Raw genomic sequence first — 15,765 nt, 5'->3', positions numbered from 1 at the left:
TTTCCGATCCGCATGGCAATAATTCTTTCCCTCGCCTGATAGCCTTACTCCTGAAATATAACTGAGTTTCCGAAAAGACTACAAGAGCTTGCCTGCGCGGAGAAAAGGGAGGTTTTCTCTTTTCAGGCTTGAGTTCCTGGTGGGGAGTGCTCGTTGTTCCAGCGGTTACTATAAAAAGCACTGTGAAAATAATCATTTGTGGTTCGGTTTTGGATTCGTCGGCGGTGTTTCCAAAAACTCCATATCACACAGTTATCAGGTGCGCTAATCAGGGTATTAGAAACTTTCGTTAAAAACCTGCAGGCAATGTCAATCGAGGGATTCAGAATGGGACGGAGGCTCGCTATCACGGTGACGTCCGGAGCTGTTTGAGCAGCTCCGGACGACGCAGGTATTACTTGAGATTGTCGAGATCATGGGCCGTGTTATGACAGTTTCCGCACAACGGGAATTTGGCGTGAATTCCCGGCGCATGCGGGGTACCATGACAATCACTGCATTGCGGGGTGGTCTGATGCTTGTCCTGGTGGCATTCGACACAGTTGAGACTGTGATGTTTGGTTTTGGTTGCCATGAGCTGATCATAGGCATTGCTATGGCAGGCCGCGCAGAGAGTGCTCGGGGTTGATTCCGGGTAAGCCAGGACAGTCGGAGCGTGAGCCGCATGGCAGGTCGCACAGTCGGCCTGGGCCATCTCTGTGGAATGCGGGTCGTGACAGGACGTACAGGCGGGAATTTCACCATGTTTTTCGGCATGGCAGAAGTTGCATGAAAACTCGCTGTGACGACTGGGGTTGGCCTCCATTTGCGCATTTTGTTCGCTGTGGCAGGTCAGACATTCGGCTTTCAATTCTCCGCTGAGGTTGATCTGGAGCGGCTGGTGCGGGTTATGACAATTGCTGCATTCCGCCAGGGCATAATGATCACTCCCCTCATGACATTGGCTGCACGCCGGAATGTTGTTGGCGCTGGCCGGTCGGTGACCGCTGTGGCAGTCGAGACAGTCCACCTGCTTTTTGTGGGCAGCACCGGCGTCAGCGATTTGTTGTGATTCAACCTCATGACATTTGCCGCAGTCGTCAACGGAAAGGGTCGGGGCTGCAGCAACCGGATGGCCAAAGCCGAATAGCAGGGCTGAGCTTAGAATGAACAGGGGCAGGCAGCGATTTTTCATTTCAAAGTCACCTCCAGGTTGGGAATATGGCAATTTGGCAGCTTAGTATTTTTGCTGCATCACAGTTGACATGGTCCTTCAGGGGGAGGTGGCCAAAAAACAGAAATAGCAATCACCCCGGCCCTCGAATAAATGAAAAATTATTGTTATCTGCAAGAAACAAACCAAGGAGGATTGAGAAAAATATCAATGATATTAGTATATTGAATCCATGATAATGGAGTTTTTCTGAGTGTTTTCCCGGTAACTATGGATATGGCCAGATCGGACCTGGTAAAATCCCCAGAGAGAGAGTTATTTTTTCAGGTATGATTAGTGTTGGATTGATTGTCGGGCGGTGGGTTATTGTCCTGCCATGGTTGTGATGAGATGGGGGTAACCACAATTCGATTTCATTGGCAAGGTTGTCCTTTGTTCTTGTGCTCTTCTGACCCTTAGATCTGTGGGGCTATAGCAAGCCGGCACAATCTGGAGGTGTGATCTTTTACCGATTGTGTTGCTCTTTTTACTACGGTCTTTGCGGATAAAAAGATGAACAAGTTTGCAATAATCGCTGACGATCAAACCGGGGCAGGCGATTCCGGCGTGCACTTTGCCCTGGCTGGCAAGCCGCTGGCTTTGATTCTGGATTTTGCGGCTATGGAGGGGGAGTTAGCCGCCTTCAACAGGGTTGTTATCTCGACCGACAGCAGGTTTCTGGATGGTGTGGCTGCGGCCAGGCAGGTCGAGACGGTTGTTAAACGTTGCCTTGCGGCCGGTTTTAACAAATTTTTCAAGAAGATCGATTCAACCATGCGTGGCAATACCGGCAGCGAGATCACGGCAATGCTTGCTGCGACTCAATGCACTGCCGCCTTGATTTGCCCGGCAATTCCAAAACAAGGGCGGATCTGTCGCAATGCCGAGATCCTGGTTAATGGTCTGCCTCTGGCTGAATCCGCCATGGGACAGGATCCGTTTCATCCCCTGACGACTTCGGCCATTGCCGAGTTGCTCGGCCGGCAAAGCAATTTACCCAGTTGTCACCTCTCGCTGGCGGATGTTCGCGGCAGCGTAGAAGCATTACTTGCCAAAGTGGATAGTGCTCTGGCCCGCGGTTGTCGTTTGCTCATTGCTGACGCGGTGGAGCAAAACGACTTGCACAAATTGGCCGAACTGCTGGCAATTAAGACTGAATTGTTGCCGGTTGGAGCGGCGGGATTGGCTGAGGCGATCTCGGCGCAGGAAATAAGCGCGGGCTGCATAGCGGATTGCGCGGAACAAGCCGAAGGACGAATGCTGGCAGTGGTCGGCAGTTTGACGGATATCTCCAGAACTCAGGCAGATATTGCCGGCACCAGCGGAGCTTTTCAGGTGCTTGAGTTTGATGCTGTTGCTGGCCGGGCCGACCTGGACAGGGAAATAAATCGTTTAATCGCTGAAATTCAGAACGCCCCGCGAAAACATCTGTTGTTGCGGACTCAACGCCCGAATGGCAAGGAAGGCCAGACGACAGTGGACGGAGAACTGGTTGCCGAACTGCTGGGGCAGGTCGCCCGGGCAATCTGTCTGCAAGGGGCCTGTCGCATTGTCTTCGCAACCGGGGGGAGTACCAGTATGGGGGTCGCGAAAGCGTTGGGAATCAATGCCGTGACCATTGAAAGAGAGTTGTTGCCGGGGGTTGTGCTCGGCTCCTGTCGCGCTCCGGGAATGCAGGTGCGTTGGTTTATTACCAAATCCGGCGGCTTCGGCCATGGCCGAACCTTGCAAGAGTTGGCGGAGTGTTTTGTACTGCAGACTGAGGATAAAAATAACCATGAGTAGCAGACCCAGATTGGGAATTACCATGGGTGATCCCGCCGGGATCGGCCCGGAAATTATTGTCAAGGCCCTGAGTGAAAAACGGATTTATGATCTGTGCGCACCGATCGTGATCGGTCATCCGGACATTCTCCAACTGGCCGTTTCTGACGTGGTTAAGGCCGACCTGCAGATCAATGTCATCACTGCGGTGGAACAGGCTCGTGGAACCTTTGGCACCATTGATGTCTTGCCGGTAGGTCGCCTTGAGCTGGCTGAATTTGTTTACGGCAAGCTCAGCGCTCAGTGTGGCGAAGCAGCTTTTCGTGCGGTGGAAACGGTTATCCACCTGGCCCTGGCTGGGAAACTGGACGGCACGGTCACTGCGCCGTTAAACAAAGAAGCGATGAATCTGGCCGGCCATCACTATGACGGGCATACTGAAATCTACGGGAAACTGACCGGAACCGACAAATATTCGATGATGCTTGCCGATGGGGATCTGCGGGTCGTTCATGTGACTACCCATATGCCCCTGGTCAAGGTTAGCGAACAGCTCACCATTGAACGGATTCTTGATGTCATTCGCCTCGGGCATAACGCCTGCCGCCAGCTCGGTTTTGCCAAGCCGCGGATCGGCGTCGCTGGATTCAATCCCCATGCCGGGGAAAATGGTCTGTTCGGTCATGAAGAACAGACAGCTATCGCTCCGGCGATTGAGACGGCCCGTAAGGAGGGGATCGATGCCCAGGGACCGTTTCCACCAGACACGGTTTTTTGCAAGGCTGCCGGCGGCGGTTTTGAACTGGTCGTTGCCATGTATCATGATCAGGGGCACATCCCGCTGAAAATGAAGAGTTTCATTTACGACGACAAAACCAAAACCTGGTCCGGGATGACTGGGGTCAATGTGACCCTCGGCTTGCCCATTGTCCGTGCTTCGGTCGATCACGGGACTGCTTTTGAAAATGCCGGAAAAAATATCGCCAGCGCCCAGAGTATGATCAATGCGATCGAATATGGAGCCATGATGGCCAGAGGGCGCCAAGCTGAGAATTCAGCTTAACCAGGTGTCTTAAAATATTTTCTTAATTGAAAGCCTGGTTCCCTGGTAGGGCATAACTAAGATCTTTTAGATCTTTTTTTGTGCCGACTATTTGGGGCGTTCTGATCGCTCGGTGGCCCGGCCATTGGTCAAGGGTTGGATGTGATCCCGATTGGTTATAAGGTACGCTCCGTTTCTGTACCGCTTTGCTGATAATGTCCCTCCGCTTGTGATTAACTTCTGACAGTTCATCATTTTTTCTGTTAAAATCACCGTTTGCAAGTTCGTCCAACAGAGCTGAATGCTGTTTATGAAATGAAAAGAGACCAGTTGTGAAACGTCGAAAAAAGTCTAAAAAAGTTAACCGGTTTCCTATAAAGAGAGTGCTCCTTTTCGGGACAATGGTTTTTCTCCTGGTTGCCGTTGTCTACACTCTTTACCTCGATTATTCCGTCCGCTCTCGGTTTGAAGGTAAGCGCTGGAAAATACCGGCCAAGGTCTATGCCCGGGATCTGGAGCTTTACCCGGGCCAAGCTTTGAGCAAAGCGGCTATGAACGCCGAGCTGGCGCTGCTCGGTTACAAAGATACTGCTGAGCCGCAGGCTCCGGGAACCTTTCACTGGCAAAACCGGACCCTGGATCTGGTGCTGCGCCCCTTTACTTTTGGGGATGGTTTTCGTGATCAAATAAGTTTGCGCGTGACTTTTGCCGATAGCCGGGTGCAGACCCTGGAACAGAGTGCCACGGGGAAGGATCTCAGCCTGGTGCGTCTGGATCCCCCGTTGATCGGCGGGATTTATCCAGGGAAGAACGAAGACCGGCTGCTGGTGAAATTGGCAGAGGTCTCCCCCTATGTGATCAACGGATTGCTTTCCGCCGAAGACCGGCGTTTTTATTCCCATCACGGCATTGACCTGCGCGGCATCGCCCGGGCGTTGATCTCAACCCTCAGTGGCGATGGGGTTCAGGGAGGCAGTACCCTGACCCAGCAGCTGGTCAAAAATTTTTACCTGAGCCCTGAACGCACCCTGCGCCGTAAATTCACTGAAATGGTGATGGCCCTGTTGCTGGAGCTGCATTACGATAAACAGGAGATCCTCGAAACCTATCTGAACGAGGTCTACCTTGGTCAGGATGGCAATCGCAGTATCAACGGGATCGGCCTGGCCAGCAGGTATTTTTTCAACAAACCGGCTAGCCAGCTGGATCCGGCCGAAGCGGCTTTGCTGGTGGGAATGCTCAAAGGGCCATCCTATTACAATCCCCGCACTCATCCCGAACGAGCGTTGGCCCGGCGCAATCTGGTTCTGGAGCAGATGGCGGAAGAAGGGTATCTCAGCCCGCAACAGCTCTCCGCTGCGCAAGCGGAACCTCTCGGGGTGATTGAGCGACCACCGCGGGGAACCTCGCCTTACCCGGCTTTTCTAGCGCTGGTGCATCGGCAGTTGCGGCAAAATTATCGTGAAGAGGACCTTCGCTCGGAAGGGCTGCAAATCTTTACCACCCTCGATCCGCAGGTTCAGCATGCGGCAGAAAGCGCACTCAGCCAATCCCTCAAACAGTTGGAAAAAGACCGGGGCATGCCGGCGGAGGTGCTGGAGGGCGCGGTGCTGGTGACCAGTGCCCAGAATGCCGAGGTCGAGGCCGTGGTGGGGGGGCGTGATCCTCGCTTTAAAGGGTTCAATCGGGCGCTGGATGCGTTGCGCCCCATCGGTTCGCTGATCAAGCCCATCGTTTATCTGACCGCACTGGAACAGCCGCAAAAATACACTCTGGCCACCCAATTGGATGACAGCCCTCTGCTCCTTGAGCAGCCGGGGACGGCGGACTGGGCTCCGGAAAACTATGATCACCAGTTTCACGGGGAGGTTCCCCTGTTGACCGCGCTGGCGGATTCCTACAACGTCGCGACGGCGCGGCTGGGGCTGGAGCTTGGGGTCGACAGGGTTATGACCAATCTGCAACGGCTCGGACTCAGTCGGGACCTGCCCGAATTTGCGGCCAGTTTGCTTGGTGCCAACAGCCTGTCCCCCCTGGAAGTGACCCAGGTTTATCAAACCCTGGCTGGTGGCGGGTTTCTCACCCCGTTGCGGGCCATTCGGGAAATCCTGACCGCCAATGGCGAGCCGTTGCAGCGTTATCCACTGGACGTTAAACAGGTGGTCGATCAGGATGCCGTTTATCTGACCACCGCAGCCATGCAGGAAGTGGTACGCCGGGGAACCGGCAAGGGGCTCTCCGCCTATCTGCCGGAAAACCTGGCTGTCGCCGGGAAAACCGGAACTACCGATGATTTTCGCGACAGCTGGTTTGCCGGGATGACCGGCAACCGGGTGGCGGTGGTCTGGGTCGGCCGGGATGATAATCAACCGACCGGCCTGACCGGCGCGAGCGGAGCGCTGACGATCTGGGGTAAGATGATGGCGCAGCTGAGCAACGAACCGTTGCTGTTGGCGGAGCCGGATAATATCGAGCAGGTCTGGATCGATCCGGATTCGGGGCTGCTCAGTGCAGAAGGCTGCCGCAATGCTGTTCAGCTGCCATTTATAAGCGGATCCGCACCCACGGAGTCGGCCCCCTGTGGCCCGAACTCGGTCGGCGGATCGATCAAAGGCTGGTTTAAGAGGTTATTTGGAAAATGAAAGAAATGCGCTGTACTATCGTTGTTTGCTTGCTTCTGCTGATGTCTGGATGTACGGTCATGACCTCCGCCCCCTCGCGGAATCCGGCGGTGACCGCCCTCCTTGAAAAGGCCGAAGTGCAAACCTCTGCCGGGCAATTGAATCAGGCCGACGCCTCGCTGGAACGAGCCCTGCGGATCGAGCCCCGCAACCCGGTCCTGTGGCAGCAGTTGGCGCGGCTCAGATTTGAGCAGGGATTATTTTCCCAGGCCGAAAACCTGGCCCGTAAATCCAATTCCCTGGCGGCTGGTAACCGGCCGTTGCGCAAGGAAAACTGGAACATCATTGCCCAGGCGCGACAGGCTCTTGGTGATGTGCAGGGGGCGCAACAGGCCTGGGACAGGGCGGCTCGGGAATGAGCGCTGGAGCCGTTAAGAATTTTGCAAAAGTAAGGATGTTGTTGTGGATCTCAATGTAATCAATCAGGTTTTCAGCCTATTGCTGATGATGGCGGTGGGCGCACTGCTCAGAAAAAGAAAAATTGTCAATGACGCTGTGCTCAAGGGGTTTTCCGAAACCCTGATGTTTGTCACCCTCCCTTTCATGATCCTTTATTCCTTCAACTTTTCCTTTTCCAGGGACATGCTTGCCAATGGCATCGTCATGTTTTGCTATTCCGTTGCTGCGCATCTCTTTCTGATCCTGCTCAGCCAATTGCTGTACTGGAAGTTTGATGCATCGAAAAAGTACATTTTCCATTTCTCCACGGTTTTTTCCAACTGTGGTTTTATCGGTTTCCCGCTGATCTTCGCCCTGTACGGTAAAATCGGGGTTTTCTATACGTCGATCTTCGTGATCGCCTTCAACCTGTTTGCCTTCACCTATGGCATCATGCTCTTTACCGGCCGAAGCAGTATGAAAAATATGCTGAAAAGCTTGGTCAATCCGCCACTGATCGCCACTTTTCTGGGCCTTCTGATCTTTCTGTTTTCCATTAAATTGCCGAGTCCGATTCTGAACACTCTGGAAACGGTCGGCAGCATGACCACTGTGCTGTCCATGTTCATCATCGGGGCAATGCTGGCCGATGTCAGCCTGAAAGAGGTGTTCAAAGGCCTCGATGTCTATTATCTCAGCCTGATAAAATTGATTGTTGCGCCATTCCTCTGTTATTTGCTGTTTGTCCCCTTTACCACTGACACTCAGGTGCTTGCCATTGCGGTGATTCTGGTCGCCATGCCGACGGCGTCACTGGGCGGGGTTTTTGCCGAAAAGTTCAATGGTAACCGGGCGGCTATATCCCGCTGTACCTTTCTGACCACGGTGCTTTCCATGCTGACCATTCCCCTGGTGGTTTCCGCTTTATAAGAGTTCTTGTCTGAGCGGCGGTTGATTGTTTTTGGGTCGTGATCAACCTCTCCGAAACCTGCCCCTTGCCTCACGCATACCAGCGAAGATTGGGCTGGCCACCTCTTTAGGGAAGGCTTCGGGGAGTTTGGATCTTCAAATTCATCTTCAGCATCTTTAACACCAGACTTGAAATTCCTCAGACCCTGTCCCATTGCAATACCAATCTGCGCGAAAAGTTTTTTTGCGCAAATTTTCAACTTAAAAAAGACAGAATTTTATAAAATTTCTACCCACTTTCTTCATTGTTTTTGAGTAGAAAAGTGGAATTTTATTTTTTATAAAAGATATTTACAAGAAATATATCTATGATAGTATCTACCCACTATCTATTCATTTACTGCGTATCTACACGAGGTCATTATGAGTCGTGCAGAAGGTCAAGACACTCAACTTCGACAGATACTGAGCATGGGGAGCCAAACAAGCTCCTTCCTTCAACAGCACCTTAACCTCAGTCAGTCTGCTATCTCTCGGGCAGTCGAAAGACTTGCGCCTGACGTTATTCTTTTGGGGGCAGCCCGATCTGCCAGGTATGGCCTGAAGAAACAAGTCCATCCGAAGCTTGAGACTGAAATTTCCCTTTACCAGGTAGATACCCGCGGCGATGTTAGCCCTTACGGGAAACTTTTTACTCTTGCAGCCAATGAATACGGCTTACAACTTCATGAAAGCTCTAAAATCAATTTTCTTGACCACGTACCCTATCCTATTCAAAACATGAATCCTGAAGGATTTATGGGTCGCTCATTTGCTCATAATTATGCAAGAGAGCTAGATCTGCCAAAAGACTTAAATGTATGGACTGACGTGCATGCACTGGTGGCCCTAACATCTCGTGGTGAAGATATGCCTGGATGTTTGATAATCGGACAAGGATCACTTGAACGCTATTGGGAAGAAGTGGCAACTGATCCGACTATTCTATCATCTGAAGACAGATTCAAAGCTTATGATGACTTAGCAGCCATGGCGATTGAGGGAGAAGCCCCCGGGTCCTCTGCCGGTGGAGAACAACCCAAATTTACAGCTATTGTCGAGGGGCCAGATGGGCCTCATCGAGTTATCGTCAAATTTGCTTCAAGAAATTCAGATGAAGGAATAAGGTGGTCAGATCTGTTAATTTGCGAAAGCATTGCATCAGAAACCCTCTTCAATAACGGGTTCAACAGTGCTGTCACCAGAGTTTTACAAACTGAAAATTGGACCTTCTTAGAATCGGCAAGATTTGACAGAACAGGACTTTGGGGTCGGATTCCTCTTTTCTCAATGAAGTCCCTGGAAGCGGAATTCATTGGCGGTTGTGATACCTGGACGGAATGCGCAGAAGAGTTCAATAGAAACAAGTATATATCAGATGAAGATAGGACCCGTATTCAGCAGCTTGAGGGCTTTGGAGCTTTGATTGGAAATACCGATATGCATTTAGGAAACTTGTCATTTTATCCAAATATTGGCGGGTTTGACTTAGCACCGATCTATGACATGACACCGATGATTTACCGGCCAAGGTCTGGTGGCATCATGTCTTCTGACCCCATCAGCTTTAAGGGCCTCCCGCCGACCGCCTCTTCCAAGGGGATAAGAGCTCTTGCAAGGAAGTTTTGGGAACGTGCTGCAAATGAAGAACTTTTGTCAGATGACTTCCGAGAATTATGCAAAAGAAATCTAAAAACATTTCAAAACCTCGAAAATCGTCCAGTTTTGAAAATGTAATTTTAAATTCCCTTTTTCTACAAGAAAGAGGGGATTTCTTTGAACTAGGAGATAATAAAAGTCAGCGAGCAGCGTCTTCGCATGCTTCGAATGTTTTGACTTGTTTCGGCCCACCCCGACGTCTGATTTTAACCCGTCACTGATACGGTCCGCATTTGTTGATGCCAAAATACTCTCCCTGAAAAACAGAGGTGGTCCCCAGAATTCGGACAGTGTAGTAAGGTGGATAGCCGTACACTGACAAAGGAGAATCACCCATGAGCAAAACCAAGCGGAAGCGGTATTCAGCAGAGTTCAAAGCCAAGGTTGCCCTCGAAGAGATCAAGGGCGAGCAAACATTGGCGGAGCTGGCAGCAAAATACAGCCTCCATCCGAATATGATGACCCCCTGGAAACGGCAGGCCATCGAAAACATGGCCGTTGCTTTTTCCAGCAAATCTGAGCGTGACACCAAGGCTGACGAGGCTCAGATCAAGGAACTACACGCCAAAATCGGCCAGCTCACCGTCGAACGCGATTTTTTGGCCAAAGCCTTCGGTCGCTGAGCCACGCTCGAAGGAAAAACCTGGTCGAACCCGGCCATGTCGCTGGCCCCACGCATTGCGAGACAATGCGAACTGTTAACCGTCAGTCGCTCGTCCTATGACTATGAAGCGACCGGCGAGAATCCGTTCAACCTGGAATTGATGCGCCTAATTGACGAGCAGTTTCTCGAAACACCTTACTGCGGAGCCCGGCAGATGGCATGCCATCTACGCCGCCAGGGCTACGCTGTCAGTCGCAAGCGGATTGGCCGACTGATGAGGCTGATGGGCCTTTCGCCCATCTTTCAGAAGCCGAACACGTCGAAACCGCATCCACAGCACAAGGTTTATCCTTATCTGCTGCGGGGGCTGACAATTGATAAGCCGAATCAGGTCTGGTGCACTGATGTCACCTACATCCCGATGCGGCGCGGCTTTCTGTATCTGGTGGCAATCATGGACTGGGCCGCCCGCAAGGTTCTCTCCTGGTGGCTGTCCAATACCCAGGATGCTGATTTTTGCGTTGCCGCCCTTGAAGAAGCATTGCAGCGCCATGGCAAGCCCGATATCTTCAACACCGATCAGGGCAGCCAGTTTACCAGCTATGCGTTCACCAGCGTGCTGAAGGATGCCGACATTAAAATCTCGATGGACGGCAAAGGACGCTGGATGGACAACGTCATGATCGAGAGACTCTGGCGGTCTCTCAAATACGAATGCATCTATCTCAACGCATTCGAAACAGGAAGCGAGGCAAGGGCCGGAATCGGCCGCTGGATTGATCGTTACAACAGCCAGCGCCCCCATTCCAGTCTGGACGACAGAACACCGGATGAGGCATATTGGCAAAAACCCCGGCCCGGCTACGCCGGACCGACCATCCGACTGGCGGCATAACCATGAAGGCTTTCCACCTTATTTCCGCCGCCAACCTGTCCAGTCAACGGGGCCACCTCTTTCCGATACGACCAGCGCAGAGGTGCCGAGGCGGCGCATTTTCATCTTCCTACTCCTTTCACAAAGAGAGATATAAAGGCAAAGTTATCGTGCCACCCTTGGCGTTAAATGCAAACGTTGGTCATTTCCTCGCTCCTGCGCCAGAGTTCTTTCGCCGCGGCCGAGTCGATGGCATAGGCCTCAACGCCAGTAAGGCGGCGGCTGCGATCCTCGGTGGATAGATCAACGCCGTTCCCCTGCGGCAGCACGGGCGTGATGTCGGAATCGGCGCAAAACACGCCACCCTTACCGTCGAGCTGTGGACTGACTGCGCACCAGACATGGGTGGCTGCGCCCTGCGGCACCGATTTCAAGTCCCTGTCCAAATCGACGATCGGTCGGTCGTTCTCGTCAACGAACCCGGTCTTTTTCAACATGTCCAGACCGACGTGCGCGCCGAGATTCGTGCCTGCGATACCACCGGGATGGAGCGCGAACGCGCGAATACCTTCGCCCTTGCCCCGTTGGTCAAGCGCGACTGTGAAAAGGACGTTGGCCGTCTTCGATTGTCCATAGGCTAGGAAGGGATCATAGTCGCGGCGCTCGAAATTGATGTCGTCGAAAACGACCGGCGAGAAGCGGTGCCCAGCGGACGAGACCGAGACGACGCGCGCACTACGGGCCCGTTGGAGCGCTGACCAAAGTCGCAGGGTCAACCGAAAATGGCCAAGGTGGTTGGTTGAAAACTGTAGCTCATTGCCCTGCGCGTCGCGCTTCAGTTCGGGCAACGCCATAATGCCGGCATTATTGATGAGCATATGAAGTGGCAAGCCTGTCTCAACGAAGTTACGGGCGAAATCATCAATCGAACGGGGATTGGTGAGATCCATCGTTTTAACCTCCATACCACTGCCTGCTTCGGCAATGGCATTGCGCGCACGTTGAACGTCACGCGCGGGCACAATGACGCGCGCGCCAGCTAAAGCGAGCGTCCGCGCGGCTTCAAGACCTAAACCCGAGTGGCCTCCCGTAACAATCGCCACTTTACCGACCAGATCGACCCCCCTGATGATGTCGGAAGTCGTGGAGGCTCGGCTGAAACCTGAACCGATGGGTGTTTGAGCAGTACTCATTGCTATCTCTCCTTTTTCTGAATCGGAGTAAGTTTGCGGCTATTTAATGGATAGTTTTCTAACTGATTGCATCCAGAAAACCGAGCAGCGCGGCATTCGTCTGTGCGGCGGCTTCAAGTTGGGGCCAGTGGCCGATGCCCGGGAGCTCGACGAACCCTCGCAAATCCGCGAGGACACGTCGCAGGGCTTCCTCGGTGACGGGGTGCAGTTCATTCAGACCATCCGCCGCGCCGACCATGAAGAAGGACGGTACTTGAATCCTGCACCCAGTGAAGGCAGAGGCCATGTTGAGAGAGGACTCAAGCGCACGGTAATAGTTAAGGGGACGGTGAAATCCGTTACGTTCAAATTGACCGACCATGACATTGAAATCGGCGGAATCCACAAAACTTGGTGGTCCGGATGGCACGGGCCGAAGCAGGCCAAGATTGATATCCATCGGATGCCAGCGTTCTTCCTTGGGAGCTTCCCCGGACGTCCAGTAGAAAGCCGCCGGGAGCGTTTTTCTCGCCTCGGCCCACTCGTCGTCAGCTGCCGGTCGCATCTGTCTAAACATATAGAAGTCGTACTGACCTCTTTCCCGCAAATCCGTCAGGAAGTTCCCGGCACCGAATTCAAACGGCGGCACGCTCAAACCGAAGACCGCACGGAATCTGTCGGGTCTTGTCAGGGCTGCGATCCACGCGGCTACTGCGCCGAAATCATGGCCGACAAGTATCGCCGTATCGCAACGCAAGGCATTCAGGACGGCGACAAGATCGCCCACGATATGAAACATCGTATATTCGCCCGCACCGTCCGGGCCGGAGCTCTCGCCATACCCTCTGGTGTCCAATGCGATCGCACGATAGCCCGCATTGGAAATAGCCTTCATTGGACTGCGCCAGCTACGCCAAGTGTCAGGGAACCCGTGACAGAACAGCACCGCAGGCCCTTCGCCACGCTCAGCAACATGCAGCGACACGCCGTTGGCGACGATATTGTGTTCCTTCATATTATTTCTTTCATTTGGGGTATGTTATAAATGATCGTTTAGCGCAGCCTCGTTCTTCAGCTTGCGAACGCTCCTCCACCGGCTTACCTGCCTGCTTTACTCAGGTAGAGAGCCGCGCCTGTGAAGGAGCTGTTTTGCCGTCAATCGTCATGCCGGGAAAACCGAGCATAAGCCCCAGGGTCTCGTTGTTTTCGGCCGGGAAATTCAGCTTTGGCCTGGAGACGTCGCTGAGCCTTCCGATCTGCTCGGCAGACAGCGTCACTTCAAGGGAATCGAGATTGGCTATGAGCTGATCAATCCGCCTGGCACCAATTAGAGTGGAGCTGACGCCTGCCTGCGACCTGACCCAGGCCAGCGCCACCGTCGCGGGGCTCACGCCCAGTTCCGAAGCGACGTCCACGACGACTTCGATGATGTCGTAGTCCGCTGCGCTCGGAAGGCCGACCATGCCTATGCGCCTGGTATCGACATTGCCGTCGTCGTTGCGTCTGAACTTGCCGCTCAAAAATCCGCTTTTAAGCGGCGACCACGGCATGACTCCCATTCCCATCGCTTGTGCCATCGGAAACAGTTCACCCTCACTGGTCCGCTCCAGGAGTGAATATTCGAGCTGCAGCGCGATAATCGGCGTCCAGCCGCGGAAGTGTGCGATCGTCTGCGCTTCGGCTGTTTTCCAGGCGGGAATATCGGAGAAGCCGACGTAACGGATTTTGCCGGACGCGACGAGATCGTCGAGCCCCCGCAGGGTCTCCTCTATCGGCGCTGTCCGATCCCAATTGTGCAGTCAGTAAATGTCTATATAATCGCTCTGAAGCCTGTTCAAAGAGGCTTCGCATTGCTGGATGAGGGCCTTGCGTCCTGCTCCACCGCCGTTCGGGTCGCCAGGAAACAGGTTGCAATAGAACTTTGTGCTCAACACGATTTCATCACGCCTGACCTTGTTCTGCTTGAGATAGTCACCGACAATCTGTTCAGAATGGCCCGCGGTATAGATGTTGGCCGTGTCCACGAAGTTTCCCCCGCGACTTCGATATTCGTCGAGCATGGCGAACGAATCTTCAGGGCTTGCGCCCCAGCCGAAATCTTCGCCGAAGGTCATGGTTCCCAAGCAATACGGGCTGACACGCAAACCGGAACGGCCGAGGGTGACATAGTGATTGAGAGGCATTGGTTTCTCCTGATCGGGTTAGAGGGCACTCGAAATGTTTTCCAGTGAATTGTTTGCCTTTTGCCATGGACGACAGGCCGCGAATAGCTTCCTCAGCGGTGAAAGCCACACCGAAACTTGAGTCGATAGAGGGTTGAGGGGTAGGCGTGGTGGTTCTCCAGGGCACATCGTTTTAAAACATGGTATATTACATAGGATGTACAATGAAGATGTCCCCGTTCAATTTTTATGCGTGATAGTTCAAATATGCTCGTTGATCCCTTGTCAAACCTGCTCGACTTCCTTCAGGTGCGATGTGACTTGTCAGGACGATTGGTAGCTGGCGGTACATGGGCTCGCCGGTTCACTAATCTGGATGCGATAAAATTTTGCGCAGTAACTGAGGGGGGCTGTTGGTATTCTCTTGATCGCATGTCTGAGCCAGTCCGAGTGGACGCTTGCGATGTTCTGATCACCAATGGCACACGCACACTGACGCTGGCCAGCGCCGCAGACTTGATTCCTGGCGCGACGACCTCGCCAGCCGTTCGGGACAGCAATGATGTATATCAGCTTGGCCAAGGCTGCGACTTCGCCATGCTGGGGGGCATAGTGCAAATCAATGCTGACCGGAAAGCGTTGCTCTTGAATGGCCTGCCGCCGCTCATCCATGTACGGGGAGCCACAGACGAAGCCGAGCCGATTTCCTGGGTGCTTAAACAACTGGTGACGGAAATGAAAGGCGGACGACCTGGGCGGGCTGTTGTCATATCGGGGCTGACACAATTACTATTCGCTCAGACATTGCGGGCTTATTTGGCTCATGCACCGAACGGCGATGAGGGGTGGTTGAAAGGCTTTGGCGATCAACGGTTGGCCATCGTACTCAGTAGCATTCATGGTGAACCATCTCGGAATTGGGGCCTAAAAGAACTCGCAAAAAAAGCAGGGATGTCGAGAACATCGCTCGCGATTCAATTCCGTGAAATGATGGGCATTCCTCCTCTCGCTTATTTGACCCAATGGCGGATGTATCTGGCGCAACGTGAACTTCGAGCGGGTGCTTCGGTTTCGGAAGCTGCATCTGCGGTCGGGTACTCTTCCGAGAGTGCTTTCAGCAGCGCATTCAAGCGCATAATGGCTATTGCGCCCGGTCAGTATCGACGGACTGTGCAAAGAGGGGCTGAGGTTCCACAGGCATCCAGCAAATCCGACACGCACGACTTCTAAGTGAGCAGCGGGGCGATGGGGCGGAGACATTCTATAATTTTTATGGCAACTTGGGCACA

Annotated in this window: 10 protein-coding genes and 2 pseudogenes; 8 read left to right on the top strand and 4 right to left on the bottom strand. The window is 53.2% G+C overall.

Annotated features, from left to right (window positions below; genetic code table 11):
- Positions 1-394: 394 nt before the first annotated feature.
- Positions 395-1,174 (bottom strand): cytochrome c3 family protein, encoded by a 780-nt coding sequence (locus tag N909_RS0107995; RefSeq protein ID WP_051689605.1) that lies wholly within the window; start codon positions 1,172-1,174, stop codon positions 395-397.
- 531 nt (positions 1,175-1,705) lie between these two features.
- On the opposite strand from N909_RS0107995, the gene N909_RS0107990 reads away from it, so the two are divergent.
- The 7 genes and pseudogenes from N909_RS0107990 (at position 1,706) to N909_RS0107955 (ending at position 11,163) form a co-directional block, all read left to right on the top strand.
- A complete protein-coding gene (locus N909_RS0107990) occupies positions 1,706-2,977 on the top strand; it encodes a four-carbon acid sugar kinase family protein (protein WP_029913864.1) in 1,272 nt (423 codons plus the stop codon).
- Positions 2,970-4,019, top strand: a complete 1,050-nt coding sequence (gene pdxA, locus N909_RS0107985) for a 4-hydroxythreonine-4-phosphate dehydrogenase PdxA (protein ID WP_036682999.1) — start codon at positions 2,970-2,972, stop codon at positions 4,017-4,019. The genes N909_RS0107990 and pdxA overlap by 8 nt, the downstream gene beginning before the upstream one ends.
- A 380-nt stretch (positions 4,020-4,399) precedes the next feature.
- A complete protein-coding gene (mrcB, locus tag N909_RS0107980; protein WP_084167586.1) occupies positions 4,400-6,640 on the top strand; it encodes a penicillin-binding protein 1B in 2,241 nt (746 codons plus the stop codon).
- A gap of 59 nt (positions 6,641-6,699) precedes the next feature.
- On the top strand, positions 6,700-7,038 hold the full coding sequence (locus tag N909_RS0107975) for a tetratricopeptide repeat protein (protein ID WP_051689604.1): 339 nt from the start codon (positions 6,700-6,702) through the stop codon (positions 7,036-7,038).
- Between the two features lie 43 nt (positions 7,039-7,081).
- Entirely contained in the window at positions 7,082-7,987 is a 906-nt protein-coding gene (locus N909_RS0107970) for an AEC family transporter (RefSeq protein ID WP_029913856.1), read from the top strand.
- A 402-nt stretch (positions 7,988-8,389) separates the two neighbouring features.
- Positions 8,390-9,742 (top strand): type II toxin-antitoxin system HipA family toxin YjjJ, encoded by a 1,353-nt coding sequence (gene yjjJ, locus N909_RS0107965; RefSeq protein ID WP_051689603.1) that lies wholly within the window; start codon positions 8,390-8,392, stop codon positions 9,740-9,742.
- A gap of 257 nt (positions 9,743-9,999) precedes the next feature.
- Positions 10,000-11,163, top strand: a pseudogene (locus N909_RS0107955) (IS3 family transposase).
- A 164-nt stretch (positions 11,164-11,327) separates the two neighbouring features.
- Here N909_RS0107955 and N909_RS0107950 read toward each other — a convergent pair.
- From N909_RS0107950 to N909_RS26030, 3 genes and pseudogenes are all read right to left on the bottom strand, one after another.
- Positions 11,328-12,335 carry an SDR family NAD(P)-dependent oxidoreductase gene (locus N909_RS0107950; RefSeq protein WP_029913848.1) on the bottom strand — a complete coding sequence of 336 codons (1,008 nt, stop codon included), beginning with the start codon at positions 12,333-12,335 and terminating at the stop codon, positions 11,328-11,330.
- Between the two features lie 58 nt (positions 12,336-12,393).
- Positions 12,394-13,329 carry an alpha/beta fold hydrolase gene (locus tag N909_RS0107945; protein ID WP_029913847.1) on the bottom strand — a complete coding sequence of 312 codons (936 nt, stop codon included), beginning with the start codon at positions 13,327-13,329 and terminating at the stop codon, positions 12,394-12,396.
- Between the two features lie 100 nt (positions 13,330-13,429).
- Positions 13,430-14,497 (bottom strand): annotated as a pseudogene (locus N909_RS26030) (aldo/keto reductase).
- Between the two features lie 228 nt (positions 14,498-14,725).
- Between N909_RS26030 and N909_RS0107935 the strand changes: the two are divergent.
- Positions 14,726-15,706, top strand: a complete 981-nt coding sequence (locus tag N909_RS0107935) for an AraC family transcriptional regulator (RefSeq protein ID WP_211253935.1) — start codon at positions 14,726-14,728, stop codon at positions 15,704-15,706.
- Positions 15,707-15,765: the final 59 nt, after the last annotated feature.

Origin of the sequence: Pelobacter seleniigenes DSM 18267 (assembly GCF_000711225.1) — a bacterium.
GTDB lineage: Bacteria > Desulfobacterota > Desulfuromonadia > Desulfuromonadales > Geopsychrobacteraceae > Seleniibacterium > Seleniibacterium seleniigenes.
The sequence above is the reverse complement of the archived record's forward strand: the minus strand, read 5'-3'. Positions and strand labels throughout refer to the sequence as shown.

What these genes read in the sequence shown, in the direction of transcription:
- N909_RS0107995 (WP_051689605.1), bottom strand. Translation starts at nt 1,174, where the DNA reads ATGAAAAATCGCTGCCTGCCCCTGTTCATTCTAAGCTCAGCCCTGCTA.
- N909_RS0107990 (WP_029913864.1), top strand. Translation starts at nt 1,706, where the DNA reads ATGAACAAGTTTGCAATAATCGCTGACGATCAAACCGGGGCAGGCGAT.
- pdxA (WP_036682999.1), top strand. Translation starts at nt 2,970, where the DNA reads ATGAGTAGCAGACCCAGATTGGGAATTACCATGGGTGATCCCGCCGGG.
- mrcB (WP_084167586.1), top strand. Translation starts at nt 4,400, where the DNA reads ATGGTTTTTCTCCTGGTTGCCGTTGTCTACACTCTTTACCTCGATTAT.
- N909_RS0107975 (WP_051689604.1), top strand. Translation starts at nt 6,700, where the DNA reads ATGACCTCCGCCCCCTCGCGGAATCCGGCGGTGACCGCCCTCCTTGAA.
- yjjJ (WP_051689603.1), top strand. Translation starts at nt 8,390, where the DNA reads ATGAGTCGTGCAGAAGGTCAAGACACTCAACTTCGACAGATACTGAGC.
- N909_RS0107950 (WP_029913848.1), bottom strand. Translation starts at nt 12,335, where the DNA reads ATGAGTACTGCTCAAACACCCATCGGTTCAGGTTTCAGCCGAGCCTCC.
- N909_RS0107945 (WP_029913847.1), bottom strand. Translation starts at nt 13,329, where the DNA reads ATGAAGGAACACAATATCGTCGCCAACGGCGTGTCGCTGCATGTTGCT.
- N909_RS0107935 (WP_211253935.1), top strand. Translation starts at nt 14,726, where the DNA reads ATGCGTGATAGTTCAAATATGCTCGTTGATCCCTTGTCAAACCTGCTC.